Below are 13,537 nucleotides of genomic sequence, written 5' to 3'. Positions count from 1 at the left end.
GCAGTGTTCGGCAGATTTTAGCAAGCCGCGCAATTTAGTTACGGCGACCGGCTTTTTTAGGTTCACGCGGGGTGGCAACCAATTCGGCGAGACTTTCAGGCGATGACCAAAGTCCTTCTAAGTCATAAAATTCGCGGGCTTGCGGCGTCATCATATGAACGACCACCGCGCCCAAATCAATCAGCGTCCAGTCCGAATCGTGACCGCCTTCGCGACCAAGCGGCATGAATCCGGCTTTTTTCATCTCAGCGCCAAGGCTGTCGGCAAGCGCGCGAACGTGGCGCTTTGAGGTGCCATCGGCAATGACGATGCGCTCCATCACGTCGGTTAAGTCCTCGACGTTCAGCACGGTGATGTTTTTGGCTTTCATGTCGTCAAGCGTTTCGGTCACAAGCTCAAGGCAGTCCGCCAAGCGCTTTTCGTTCATGGTTTGAATCATAATCTATAAACTCTTAAAGTAAAAAGGGGAGCAGCTTAACGCAATTGCTGCTATTTAGGTTAATTTTAACGAAAATTGGGGTCAGAATATAGCTGATGGCGAATAATATAGCCATAAACCAACGGATTTAGTAAATTAAAGTCGTTCGGGGAGAGATTTCGAGTTAAAAAGGCTGCCGCAAAGCGCTTGCGAATGGTCGAGCTTGAAATGGTAATAATTGGGGTTGAGTCCAAATAAATGCGACCGTTTATCTTAGTTTTCAATGGCTTAAGCGGATAAAAATTTTGCTTGGTCGCCTTGGTTCTTATCAAAAAAAAGGTTTGCTGATTCAAATTTATAAATAACTCAGCCTCAGGATTGGTTATGGCTAAAAGGTCAGTGGTGACTTTAGCTTGCAGCGCTTGGGGAAACTTTGCAATTTTTGTGTCAAGGTTAGCTGAAACATCTAAAGCGTCATTGCCGGCGCGGTCAAACACCCAAAGCTGAACAAAATCAGTCAAGTTAAGACCTTGCCGCCATTTATCCAAGCTTGCCGCGCTGTCCATTCCCATAATAAAAATCAGCGTATCGTTAGGAAAGGATTGCCGTAACTCACGGACAGTATCAATGGTAAAAACGGGCGGCGCTTGCCAAATCTCAAGCTCACTCACCCCAAGCGGCGTATTTTGGACAGCAAGGTTAAGCATTGCCAATCGGTGCTTGGGGGCGATGGTGTCGGCTTTAAACGGCGATCGTGCGTTAGGAAGCAGCTCAACGGTCAGTTTGCGGTTTTCTCGATTTGCAATCGGTTTTAATTGGTCAAAAACCGCCATTGCCATTTGGAGATGACCATTGTGAACCGGATTAAACGAGCCGCCAAGATACGCTCGAATGGCAGGATTCTGGTTAGCATTTTGGAAGTTTTGCGAAATAGTTAACATTATGAACGGTTACGAACAAAAACGGCTTTGTGGTGGTCGTTGTTGGGGTAGCGCTCTTCCATCTCAAAATGGCGCGGATAGGCACGCAAAAAGTCGCTGAATTTGCTAAAGCCAAACAGGCGGGTGTCAAAGTCCGGCTCGATTTTTAACAAATGATTTTTGACCGGCGCTAGGTGCGCCCAACCGGCATCGTCCGCAACGTTGATAATTGCCATTTTTACCATGGTGATGGCAACGTCGATGGGTTTAAATTGGTTTTGCTCGGTGGAAAACAGCATGTCGGCGGAGTCGTAAAAATCAACTTCGGCGCTAGGTTTTGAATTGTCCAGCATTTCTAAATAGGTAAAGCGGTCGCAAGCTTGCATAAAGGATTTTGGCGTTTGCTGTTTGCCAAAGCCAAACACACAAAGCCCTTGCTCGCGGATGCGCTGAGCAAGCCGCGTGTAATCGCTATCGGAGGTGACCAAGCAAAAGCCCTCAAAGCGCTCGGTATAAAGCAAATCCATGGCGTCAATAATCATGCAAGCATCGGTGGCGTTTTTGCCGGTGGTGTAGGCAAACTGCTGAATGGGCTGAATGGAGTAGTTAAGCAGCACGTTTTTCCAGCTGGCAAGTTGCGGTTTGGTCCAGTCACCATAAATTCGCCGGACGCTGCTACGACCCAAGGTGGCAATTTCGCTCATCAGTGCCTCAACGTGCGCCGCTGAAATGTTATCGGCATCGATTAAGACAGCAAGCTTGGCGTTGGGGTTGGGCAAATCTGGCGTAAACATGGCAGGGCAACCAAAAAAAGCAATGCCCTATTGTAGTGGTCGGCGCGGCAGTTGTCATCTGTTGTCATCGCTCAATAAAAAAGCCGACTTAAGTAAAGTCGGCTTTTATACTAAATAGTGATTAATTTTTAATTATTTTAATAAATTAAATCGCATCACTTGCGGCTTGAATGGCAGTTAAGGCAATGGTGTAAATGATGTCATCAACCAATGCGCCGCGTGACAAATCGTTGACTGGTTTGTTAAGACCTTGCAGCATCGGACCCACGCTAATCACGTTGGCGCTGCGCTGAACCGCTTTATAAGTGGTGTTGCCGGTGTTTAAATCAGGGAAAATAAACACGTTAGCTTGACCTGCCACCGGCGAGTCCGGCGCTTTTTGTTTACCAACGCTCATGACCGAGGCGGCGTCATATTGCAAAGGTCCATCAACGGCTAAGTTTGGCGCGCGCTCGCGGACGATTTCGGTGGCGCGAGTGACTTTTTCAACGTCGGCGCCTGCCCCTGATGCGCCCGTTGAGTAGCTAATCATGGCAACTTTGGGGTCGATACCAAAGGCTGCCGCCGACTGCGCCGATTGAATGGCAATCTCGGCAAGCTCTTCTGCCGTTGGGTCAGGGTTAATCGCACAGTCACCATACACCACCACTTGTTCTGGCAGCAGCATAAAGAAGATGGAGGACACCAAGGAGTAGTGCGGCGCGGTTTTAATCAGCTGAAAGGCGGGTCTTACCGTGTTTGCGGTGGTGTGAACCGCTCCTGAAACGAGGCCGTCAACTTCGTCAAGCTGCAGCATGGTTGTTCCTAAAAACACCGTGTCTTTTAACTGCTCCGCGGCAACCGTTTCCGACGTTTTGCCCTTTCGGCGCTCAACGACTGCCGCGATATATTTACTCATATCAATGCAAGCAGGGTCAATGATTTCAAGACCGTCGGGTAAGGTTAAATTCAAGTTTTTAGCAACTTTTTCGACGTCTTCGCGCTTGGCAAGCAGCACGCAGTTAGCAATGCCGCGACTTTGGCAAATACAAGCGGCTTCCACGGTTCGCGGCTCATCGCCCTCTGGCAGCACAATGCGTTTGTTAGCCGCTTGGGCTTTTTTAACCACTTGATGGCGAAAGGCAGCAGGCGACAGTCGCGGCTGAGTGTTGGTAGAAAAATGCGCTTTAATCCAACTTAAATCCAAGTGCGCCGCCACATATCGGGTCACGTCTTGGGCGCGCTCAACGTCATCGCTTGGGATTTCTGAATTCATATTGAGCAGGTTTTGAACGGTTTCAAAGCTGTCGGTGTTGACCGTCATCACCGGAATGCCGGTTTTAAGCGCCGATTGCCAAAGCTCCGTGACCGCATTGTTGGGCATCTCGCCGCCTGTTAAAACAAGCCCTGCTAACGGAATGCCGTTAATACAAGCCAAAGCTGCGGCAAGCAATAAATCATCGCGGTCACCGGGAACAACAATCAGCGTTCCGCGTTTAAACACCTCATCGGCTCGCGCCACCGAGCGCGCCATTAAGCTGATGTTGTTAATTCGGCGTGATTTTGCCTCGCCCACATTGAGCCAACTGGCATCAAGCTCAATGGCAATATCCCAAGTTCTGGGCACCGATAAGGTATTGCTAAATGGCACAACGCCAATCAAGCGAAACTGCTCGGTATTAAAGGCGGGCAGCGACTGTTTAACCGCTTGCATAAAACTGCTGTCGAGATTGACCATGGCTTCACCGGGGGCGACCGGCTGAGTTTCAAACTGATTAGGGATATCTTGAACGCGCATCAAAATGCAGCCCAAATTGCGCTCATGGTCAATGCCGCCAAACTCGCGCGCATGAACTTCAAGCTTTTCTGCCAATCGCGAGGGATTATTAAGGTCAGCGGTTGCTACAAAAATGATTTTGGCATCCAGTGCATTGGCAATACCACGGTTAATTTGCGAGGCGTAAGACGCATCATTGGTAGGAACTAAGCCCTCACAAATGACCACGTCATGATTGCCCTCAATAGAATGAAAGTTGACCACCACCTCTTCCATCAGCTCATCAACGTTACCGCTGGCCAGCATGCGCTCGACGTGTTGACGGTTAATTGAGGCCGGCGGCGTTAAGCCAAACGCATGCGTGGTCAGCGCCGATGAGCTGTCAAGGCGGCTTTGTTTATCCAGTGGGTCATCTTGCAAAAAAGGCTTCATAAACGCCGCTTGAATGCCGTTATAATCAAGCGCTTGAATCAGCCCAAGCGCCGCTGAAGTGACCCCGATACCGCGGCTGATGGGAACCAGTAAAATGGTTTGCATAGTCCGTCCTTATTATCTCTAAAGTATCTCTAATTTTTATTATTCAAAGTGTGATTCAGCAATTAAAGCCCAAGGGTTTGGCGGGTCTCTTTGGCGATTTGACATTCTTCATCGGTTGGAATGACCCAAAGCTCAATGCTGCTGTCATCGTTATGGAAGCTGCCTTCTGCGCCGCCGGCAAGCGCTTTGTTGCTATCTTCGTCAAACGAGATGCCAAAATGACGCATCACATCCAAAATTCGCGCTCGCGTTGAGGCAGAATTTTCACCAATACCGCCGGTAAAGACGATGCCGGTAAAGGTCGGTAGCGCGCAGCTTAGGCTTGCCAAGTATTTTCCGGCGCGGTAGCAAAACATCTCAATGGCAAGTTGCGCGTTTTCGTTGCCTTCGCTTGCCGCTTGTTCAATGGTTCGCAAATCATTTGACAGCCCAGATATTCCCAAAAGCCCGCTGCTGTGGTTGAGCATATCATTAATTTCTTCCAAGCTCATGCCAAGTTTGCGCTTTAAATGGACGTGAAGACCGGGGTCAACGTCGCCGCTGCGCGTTCCCATCATCAGACCCTCAAGCGGGGTCAATCCCATACTGGTATCCAAGCTTTTGCCGTCATAAACTGCCGCCGCCGAGCAGCCATTGCCTAGGTGCGCGGTCAGCCAACCATGCGGCGCTTGGGTTTTGGTAATATCACTTGCGCGCTCAGACACATAAGCGTGCGAGGTGCCATGAAAGCCGTAGCGGCGGATTTTTTCTTCTTCGTAAAGTGCATTTGGAATCGGATAGCGATACGCCACCGGCGGCATGGTTTGGTGAAACGCCGTATCAAAAACCACCACTTGCGGGATTTCAGGATAAAGCGCTCGAACCGCTTCAATGCCAAGGGCGTTGGCAGGATTGTGCAGCGGCGCGAGGATTTTTAAGCGTTTAACTTCTTCTAACACATGGTCGTCAACTTTGACCGCGTGCGAGTATTCGCGGCCGCCATGAACCACGCGGTGACCGACGGCGATAAAGTGATATTGCTCAAGCAGCGCCAAGATTTTTTGTAGCGCCAACTGATGGCGACCACCGGGGATGGTGATTTCAAGTTTTTCACCGTTTAAGGTGGTGTGCTTGATTCGGGCGGTATCAAGACCTAAGTTTTCGGCAAGTCCGGTGATTCGGGTCGATTCATCTTCGCTAATGAGCGCATATTTAATCGATGATGAACCGCAGTTTAATACCAAGGTTGGATTGGTTAACGTCGATTTTACCGAATTGCGGTCGCTAAACGTTGGGGCGCTGTCACTCATACTCTGTCCTTAGATATTGGCTATTGATAATCACTGATAACTTAAGCGTTGCCGTTATGAGGTGGAAATTGTCTTGAATTCATAATTCCAAAATCTACCAACGATAGCAACAAGGATTTAACAAAAATCGCCTTGAGGGCAGCCAATTTGCTGCAAAGTCTTTAACCTCAAGGCACAAAAAATTGTAAGTAATTTTGTCAAAAATATCATAAATGAGATGATATGTCTCAATTTTAAAAATAAAAAAGCCAAAATGAGCAAATTTGCGGCAAAAAAGCGCTCAGAGCAAATTTATTTAACAAAACTTAATCGCAACTTTTTAAGAAATCCATGCTATATTTGAACAATTGTTAATTTTTTAAAACAGGATTGCACTCATAACCACAACCCCGTTTGCTAGTGACAATAAGTCATTTCCCTCACGCCGCTAATCAAGATAAAATGCCTGCTGCACTTCGATGATTTGCGTTAAAGAAATTTCAAAAAAGCTTTAAAAAGTTATGAAAAGCGCGAGCAGTTATTTTTAGCTTAACTGGGCTTTTTAAGCGTTTGGGTATTTATGGATAGGGCTTGGGTCATGAAAAATTTAGAGTTTTTTCCGAAAACTGCCGCAGCGGTCAGCGCGCTAATCATCGCTTGGTCATTGACCGGCTGCGGTCAAAAAGGTGACCTATATTTGGTCAAACCTGAATCCGGCGCGGTGGTGAGCGCATCAGTAGCAACGGCAAGCACCAGTAACCCGCAAGATGCCGCCTTTGCCAAAGCCCGTGATACCAATTACGACAACACGCGCTATTTAGAACAAAAGCAAGTGCTTCCTGACAACAACGACGACCCCAACGATTATTAATCCATATTGCCTTGCAAAATTGGCAATAATCATCATTGAGGGGAATAAGAGTTTACTATGACTGATTTTGACACTTCTAATAACAGCACGGGTCGCTATATTGACGCCGATGCTTTAACCAAAACCTTACCGGCGCTGCATTACAGCTCTGATTCGCTATGCTTTGATGAGGTGAGCGTAAGCGATCTTGCCAAAGCTTACGGAACGCCGTGCTATGTGTATTCAAAGCAAGCCATTTTGGCAACCTATCAAGAATACAGCGACAGCTTTGCTGCTATCGACCATCAAATTTGCTACGCGGTGAAAGCCAATTCAAACTTAGCCGTTTTAGGAATTTTAGCCAAAGCAGGAGCAGGGTTTGACATCGTGTCGCGCGGCGAGCTTGAGCGCGTGTTGGCAGCTGGCGGCAGCGCAAGCAAAGTTGTCTTTTCAGGTGTTGGCAAAACTCGTGACGAGATTGCTTTTGCGCTCGAGCAGGGCATTGGCTGCTTTAACGTTGAGTCCATCAGCGAGATTGCCCTGATTAATGAAATTGCAGGGGTCGTTGGTGTTCGTGCGCCGATTTCGCTGCGCGTTAATCCGGACGTTGATGCCAAAACGCACCCGTATATTTCAACGGGACTTAAAGACAACAAGTTTGGCATTGACCATAACGTTGCCGTTGCCGTTTATGAAGAAGCGGCTACCCTTGACAACATCGAGATTAAAGGTATTGATTGCCATATCGGCTCGCAATTAACCGACGTTGCGCCATTTGTTGCTGCTCTTGATAAAGTGATTGAGCTGATTTCCGCCTTAAAAAATAAAGGCATTCACTTATCGCACATTGATTTGGGCGGCGGTCTTGGTGTTCGTTATATTGATGAAACGCCCGTTAGTATTGCTGATTTTGCGCAAGCGTTATTACCAAAATTAGCCGCGCTTGGCTTAAAGCTGTTTTTAGAACCCGGTCGCAGTATGGTTGCCAATGCTGGAATTTTATTGACCCGAGTTGAGGTGTTAAAACCTACCGAGCATAAAAACTTTGCCATTGTTGATGCGGCGATGAATGATTTGATTCGCCCTGCGCTTTATCAAGCCCAAATGGCAATCATTCCAAACGTCTTGCCCGAAGGCGGCGAAAACGATTGCAATTTAAAAGCTTGGGACATCGTGGGCGCGGTTTGCGAAACGGGCGATTTTTTAGCCAAAGACCGCCGCTTGTCGCTCAATGTTGGCGATATTTTAGCCGTGACTGGCGCGGGTGCTTACGGCTTTGTCATGAGCAGCAATTACAACTCCAGACCGCGCGCTTGTGAGGTGATGGTCGATGAAAATCGTCACCAAGTCATCCGACCGCGCGAAACCATTCAAGAGCTGTTTGCTACCGAGCGCTTATGGAATGAGAGTTTGTAATTTGGTTTTTTAATCAGAAACTTAGCACTTGCTGCAAATTAACCCATTGTTAACTTAGCGATGGGTTTTTTATTGCAATAACAAAATAAAGTAGAATAATCCGCTTGAGCGCCGCTGCAGTTATCATTATGGCAAGCGCCGTGCTACTATAGCAATCACATAAAAAAAATAGGAAGGACACCAAAATATGCTGATAGAATTTACCAAAATGCACGGTCTTGGCAATGATTTTATGGTCATCGATTTGGTGACTCAGCGCCTTGATTTGACGCCGGAGTTGGTGCAATTGCTTGGCGATCGTCATTTGGGCGTGGGCTTTGACCAACTGCTTATTGTTGAGCCGCCGATGCGACCGGACGTTGATTTTAGTTACCGAATTTTTAACACCGATGGCACCGAGGTTGAGCAGTGCGGTAATGGCGCGCGCTGTTTTGCCCGTTTTGTGCAAGCTCGAAAACTGTCTTTTAAGCAGCGCCTTCGGGTAGAAACGGCAAGCGGGATTATCTCGTTAAGCACCGACCGCTACGGCTGGGTTGAGGTGGATATGGGAAAACCCAAATTTGAGCCGGACGAGATTCCCTTTACCCCAAAAGCCATTACCAAAATTCAAAACGCCTATCATTTGGACGTTGCCGGAACGCCGGTTCAGCTGTTTGTTGCTAATATGGGCAATCCGCATGCGGTGATTAAAGTCGATGACGTGTTGGCTGCCGATGTGAAAACGCTTGGCAAAGCTATTGAATCGCATCCGGCGTTTCCTGAGCGCGTGAACGTCGGCTTTATGCAAGTGATGAATCAGCGTCATATTCGCCTGCGCGTTTATGAGCGCGGCGTTGGCGAAACCCAAGCTTGCGGAACGGGCGCTTGCGCGGCGGTTGCGGTTGGTGTTCGTGAAGGCTGGCTTGATGAAGGCGAGGATATTCGCGCTCAGCTTTATGGTGGCAGCATGATTGTGCGTTGGCAGCAAGGTTATCCGGTGATGATGACCGGTCCTACCGCGTTTGTTTACGAAGGCGTGTTCAGCCCCGACGGTTTGATGGCGCAAGCTGGAATCAAACCCGTTGACGCCAGTTAAACCGCGCGAACGCTAAACTGCTATGAGCAAAAATAATGCCAGCACTGAGCAACCTTTTACTGAAAATCCGCCTTTGACGATGTTAAAAGCCGTTGAAGATTGGCTTAAAGTACTGACCATTCAGCGCCATTCCAAGCATACCGTTTTGGCGTATCGTTCGGCGCTAAAACGGTTGGCGGCGTTTTTGGTGACAAAAAACCTTGCTTGGTCGCAGCTTGATAAGCGGCAACTGTCGCAATTTGTTGCCAAGCGCTTAGAGGTTGACGGTCTTGCCATCAGCAGCGTTCAGCAAGAGTTATCCGCCATTCGCCATTTTTACGATTGGCTGTTAAAAAATGGCAAAGTTTTGGTCAATCCTGCCGCGCATTATCAAATCAAACGGCAATCAAGACCGCTGCCTGCGATTGCCGATATTGATTTAATCAGCCAATTGCTTGACCAATCCGCGCCTGACGACCCCAAGCAAGCAGCGCTTTGGTCGCGCGATTTGGCAATGCTGGAGCTGCTTTATAGCAGTGGGCTTCGGGTTGGCGAGTTGGTGGCGCTTGATTTGGCAGATTTGGAGTTGAGCAGTTGCCAAGTTCGGGTGACCGGAAAAGGCAATAAAACGCGCCTCGTTCCGGTCGGTCGCCGCGCCATTATGGCGATTAAAGATTACCTGAATCACCGCGCAATTTGGCTTAACAGCAATGAGCCAGCATTATTTATCAGCCAAAAATTGGGTGGTCGGCTGACCACAAGAACCGTTCAAAACCGCGTAAAGCTTGCCGCAAGCCGCGCCGGAATTGCTCAAAACTTGCATCCGCATTTGTTACGGCACTGCTTTGCCTCGCATTTGCTGTCAGAAAGTGGCGATTTGCGCGCCGTTCAAGAGCTGCTAGGTCACAGCGACATCAGCACCACTCAGGTTTATACCCACGTTGATTTTGCCAAATTGACCCAAGTTTATGATAACGCGCATCCGCGAGCGGCAAAAAAGCCAAACAATGCTCAAAGCAATGCTCAAACTAGGGCTCAAAGCAAGCTTAAGCCAAGCGATGACAGTTAAAAATAGGCAGATTTTGCCGACCTTCATTTTGCGCCTTCAAATCAAGCGTTGCCGTAACTAAGGCAAAGCCATCTTTTATTTGCCCATCACTAAGCGCGCTGTGCTCATATTGCGCCACCATTTCGCCTTTAAAGTTGCTAATGCCCGCATGACCCCAAGTTTGCCGAGGGCTTCCGGATTTATACTGATGCTCACCGCCTTGAGCTGCCCCAACGACCATACACTGACTGTCAATGGCGCGCGCTTTTAAGAGCAGCGACCAATGCGCTTGCCCCGTTAAATAAGTAAATGCTGACGGCGCGGTTAACATCTCCGCCCCCGACTGCCGCAATCTTTGCGAGAGCGCCGGAAAGCGCAAATCAAAGCAAACCATCATTCCAAGCCAAAACGTACCGTTATCGGTAACAATGGGCGCTATCACCATTTTATCCCCTGCCTCAAACGTTGCCGCTTCATCATAGCGACCTTGCTTGTCGCCAACGGTGGCGGTAAATAAATGGATTTTGTCGTAGCGCGCCACCTGACTGCCATCGGGCGCAATCAGCTGACTGACTTGGCGCAATTTGCCGTCAGCAACGCGGCTACCATCAGGGCGATATGGGCAAGGCAGCGTTCCGGCAAGCACATGAATGCCGCTGTCTTTAGCAAATCCTGCAATGGTACTTGATAGCTCATCAAAGCGCTCGGCAGTGGCAGGCTGCTCGCCCATACTACAGCAGTTTTCAGGCAGTACCACGAATTGCGCGCCATTTGATTTTGCTTTAATAATGGCGTTTTCAATAATTTTTAAATTGCCATCAATGTCTTGTTGGCTGTTCATTTGCACTGCCGCAACGTTTAAGGTCGTCATGTTAGCTTCCGTTTTGAGTTTTTAGTTTTAAATCATTATAAAAAGGGGTAATCAATTGGCTTTAGTTTAAAGTAAAGGCTCGGTGAGCGTTAGTCAAACTTTGCCAAAACAAGACTGGAATAATTTTTAATTGGATAATGGGCAAAGCTGACCTTTTTTCGTCAAAAAATGCTATTGTCGTCTTTATTCAAAGTTATGTTACCGCTTTATTAACCATTTAGTTTTGATAAACCCTTATTTTAAAAAATCGGAGGATTGCGACCAATCATGAGTATGTCGTTCGGATTGACCGCCACCTTATCGACCTCGCAAAAGCTGACCCCGCAGATGCAGCAAGCCATCAAATTGCTGCAATTATCCAGCCTTGAGCTTGAAGCGGAAGTCCAAGCCAAGCTTGAAAGCAATCCGCTGCTTGAGCGCGTTGAGGAGAGCGACGACAGCCCTTTAGATGAGCGCCAAAGCGGTGAGGAGACCACCTCGCTTGAGCAGTGGAACTTGCAATCAGACTCGTTTAATACAAGCAGCTCCCAAAAGGACACATCGCTTGCAGGCGGTGAAGATAGTTTTGACGGCAATTTTGATAACAGTTTTGATGGCAGCAACACCGCTGATTTAGATGTGACGAGCTTTGATTTTTCAGGCAATTTTGAGGACTCAAGCTTTGAGGACAGCTTTGATAATACAGGTTTGGAAAATAATTATATCGGCGGCGCGCCGAGCGATTTTGATGAACTTGACGATTATCAAGGCGCAACAAGCAGCAGCATTCAAGATTATGTTCGCTGGCAGCTGAATTTTAAGCGCTTATCGGCAAGTGATTTGTTGGTGGCAGATTATTTAATCGATGCCATGAGCGATGAGGGCTTTATTGAGCTTGATTTGGCAGAGCTTGAGCAGAGCTTTGATATTATGGCAAGTTTTTATCAATGGGACGACAGCATTGATGGTGATGACATCAAAACGGTGCTAAAAATCATTCAATCTTGCGACCCTGTTGGCGTGGGCGCTCGCGATTTGGGCGAGTGCTTGTTATTGCAGCTCAATAAGCTGGACCCTGACACCGAATTTATCAACGCTGCCAAAGCGGTACTGTTTGCCCGTGAGTATTTAATCAGTAATAATATCAAAGCGTTAATGGATGCCACAGGGCTTACAATTGATGACCTCACCCAAGCCATTAGTCTTTTAAGGCAGCTTGACCCTGCGCCGGGTCTTAGCTACCAAAGCCAAAATAAAAGCGTGGATACTAGCCCTGAGAGCTATGATATTCCTGATGTTTTGGTAAGCGTTGCCAAAACAAAAGAGGGATTGGAGGGTGGCTTTGGCTGGCACGTTCGCCTCAATCCCGACACCTTGCCCAAACTTAAAATCAATCAAGAGTACGCAAGCTTGGTCAAGCATGGCGACCAAAGCCCTGATAACCAATATCTACGCGAAAACCTTGTCGATGCCAGACTGTTTATCCGCAGCATTGAGGAGCGCAACCAAAACCTATTAAAAGTTGCTACCAGCATCGTTCGCCGTCAGCAGGCCTTTTTGCAAAAAGGCGCAACCGCCATGCAGCCCTTGATTTTAAAGGACATTGCCGAAGAGGTTGAGCTTCACGAGTCCACCGTATCACGGCTTACCACCAGTAAAACCATGCTCACCCCGCAAGGCTTATTTTCACTCAAGCACTTTTTTTCCTCGCACGTCAGCAGCAATGAGGGCGATGTGTCCTCGACCGCCATTAGTGCGATGATTAAAAAGATGATTGATGAAGAAAATCCCAAAAAACCGCTGTCCGACAGTAAAATCCAAGCCAAGCTGTTGGCTGATGGCATTGATATTGCGCGGCGAACCGTTGCCAAATACCGAGAAGCCATGAATATTGGTTCCTCAACGCAGCGCAAGCAAAAGTTTTAGTTACAAGAAATCTAAGCGAAGTGAATCTTTGTGACTTACTAAAAAATAAAAATTTCTGATTATATAGAGTATAGAAAAAATGGCTAGCAATTTTTACAATTAATTACACAAATATGGCTTGTCAGTGCCGCCGATTCATGACAAATTATAGGTACATCGAAAGCAAATTTAACAACAGCTGCTAAGCAACTGGACTTTCGATGCGGTCAAATGACGAATAACTATAACTAAGCATATCCCAACGTCATTTGTTAACAGTCAGTTTTAATTAACTGTACAACTAGAAGGATAAGTCTATGAATATTTCTATCAGTGGTCACCATATCAGCGTTACTGAAGCGATGGACAATGTGATTCGTGAAAAACTTGCGAAAATTGAGCGTCATTTTGACCAAATTCAAAGTATCCAAGTTATCCTATCCTTAGATAATAATGGCGCCAGTAAGTGCCACAAGGCTGAAGCCATCATGCGAGTTTCAGGTCAAGAAATGTTTGTGCAAGCCCTTGACGATGACATGTATAAAGCCATTGGCGAGATGACAGAAAAGCTTGACCGTCAAGTTCGCAAATACAAAACCAAGCAAGAGCGCAAAAAGATTCAAGGTGCAGGTCGTGATGCCCGCTATGATGACTTGGATGATGAAGTTGACGAGGCAGTTTGACTGCTCAGCGTTTAATTGATAATCGACAAATGATAAGG

The 13,537-nt window shown here is 47.5% G+C and carries 12 protein-coding genes; 6 read left to right on the top strand and 6 right to left on the bottom strand.

What is annotated here, in order from left to right:
• Positions 1-34 precede the first annotated feature (34 nt).
• The 5 genes from rsfS to ACZ5XY_RS04785 form a co-directional block, all read right to left on the bottom strand.
• The gene (gene rsfS, locus ACZ5XY_RS04805; RefSeq protein ID WP_464743384.1) at positions 35-439 is read right to left on the bottom strand and encodes a ribosome silencing factor; all 405 of its coding nucleotides are present in this window, start codon (positions 437-439) and stop codon (positions 35-37) included.
• A gap of 65 nt (positions 440-504) precedes the next feature.
• Positions 505-1,359, bottom strand: coding sequence for a nicotinate-nicotinamide nucleotide adenylyltransferase (locus tag ACZ5XY_RS04800; RefSeq protein ID WP_464743383.1), 855 nt, complete (start codon positions 1,357-1,359; stop codon positions 505-507).
• Entirely contained in the window at positions 1,359-2,132 is a 774-nt protein-coding gene (locus ACZ5XY_RS04795) for an NYN domain-containing protein (RefSeq protein WP_464743381.1), read from the bottom strand. The genes ACZ5XY_RS04800 and ACZ5XY_RS04795 overlap by 1 nt, the downstream gene beginning before the upstream one ends.
• Before the next feature lie 145 nt (positions 2,133-2,277).
• On the bottom strand, positions 2,278-4,425 hold the full coding sequence (pta, locus tag ACZ5XY_RS04790; RefSeq protein ID WP_464743379.1) for a phosphate acetyltransferase: 2,148 nt from the start codon (positions 4,423-4,425) through the stop codon (positions 2,278-2,280).
• 62 nt (positions 4,426-4,487) lie between these two features.
• The gene (locus ACZ5XY_RS04785) at positions 4,488-5,714 is read right to left on the bottom strand and encodes an acetate/propionate family kinase (protein ID WP_464743377.1); all 1,227 of its coding nucleotides are present in this window, start codon (positions 5,712-5,714) and stop codon (positions 4,488-4,490) included.
• Positions 5,715-6,291: 577 nt separating this feature from the next.
• Between ACZ5XY_RS04785 and lptM the strand changes: the two genes are divergently transcribed.
• The 4 genes from lptM (at position 6,292) to ACZ5XY_RS04765 (ending at position 10,082) form a co-directional block, all read left to right on the top strand.
• On the top strand, positions 6,292-6,564 hold the full coding sequence (lptM, locus tag ACZ5XY_RS04780; RefSeq protein WP_464743375.1) for an LPS translocon maturation chaperone LptM: 273 nt from the start codon (positions 6,292-6,294) through the stop codon (positions 6,562-6,564).
• Positions 6,565-6,621: 57 nt separating this feature from the next.
• Positions 6,622-7,959 carry a diaminopimelate decarboxylase gene (gene lysA / locus ACZ5XY_RS04775; RefSeq protein ID WP_464743373.1) on the top strand — a complete coding sequence of 446 codons (1,338 nt, stop codon included), beginning with the start codon at positions 6,622-6,624 and terminating at the stop codon, positions 7,957-7,959.
• 187 nt (positions 7,960-8,146) lie between these two features.
• Positions 8,147-9,034: a diaminopimelate epimerase gene (gene dapF / locus ACZ5XY_RS04770; protein WP_464743371.1), complete on the top strand. Its 888-nt coding sequence runs from the start codon at positions 8,147-8,149 to the stop codon at positions 9,032-9,034.
• A gap of 22 nt (positions 9,035-9,056) precedes the next feature.
• Positions 9,057-10,082, top strand: a complete 1,026-nt coding sequence (locus ACZ5XY_RS04765) for a tyrosine recombinase XerC (protein WP_464743369.1) — start codon at positions 9,057-9,059, stop codon at positions 10,080-10,082.
• On the opposite strand, the gene ACZ5XY_RS04760 is transcribed toward ACZ5XY_RS04765, so the two are convergent.
• A complete protein-coding gene (locus ACZ5XY_RS04760) occupies positions 10,060-10,932 on the bottom strand; it encodes a nitrilase-related carbon-nitrogen hydrolase (RefSeq protein ID WP_464743367.1) in 873 nt (290 codons plus the stop codon). The genes ACZ5XY_RS04765 and ACZ5XY_RS04760 overlap by 23 nt on opposite strands.
• 267 nt (positions 10,933-11,199) lie before the next feature.
• Between ACZ5XY_RS04760 and rpoN the strand changes: the two genes are divergently transcribed.
• Together rpoN and hpf are read left to right on the top strand one after the other, a co-directional pair.
• A complete protein-coding gene (gene rpoN, locus ACZ5XY_RS04755) occupies positions 11,200-12,837 on the top strand; it encodes an RNA polymerase factor sigma-54 (protein ID WP_464743365.1) in 1,638 nt (545 codons plus the stop codon).
• 296 nt (positions 12,838-13,133) lie between these two features.
• Positions 13,134-13,499 carry a ribosome hibernation-promoting factor, HPF/YfiA family gene (gene hpf / locus ACZ5XY_RS04750; RefSeq protein WP_464743363.1) on the top strand — a complete coding sequence of 122 codons (366 nt, stop codon included), beginning with the start codon at positions 13,134-13,136 and terminating at the stop codon, positions 13,497-13,499.
• Positions 13,500-13,537 lie beyond the last annotated feature (38 nt).

The organism is Psychrobacter sp. GTC18467 (assembly GCF_055397455.1).
The sequence above is the reverse complement of the archived record's forward strand: the minus strand, read 5'-3'. Positions and strand labels throughout refer to the sequence as shown.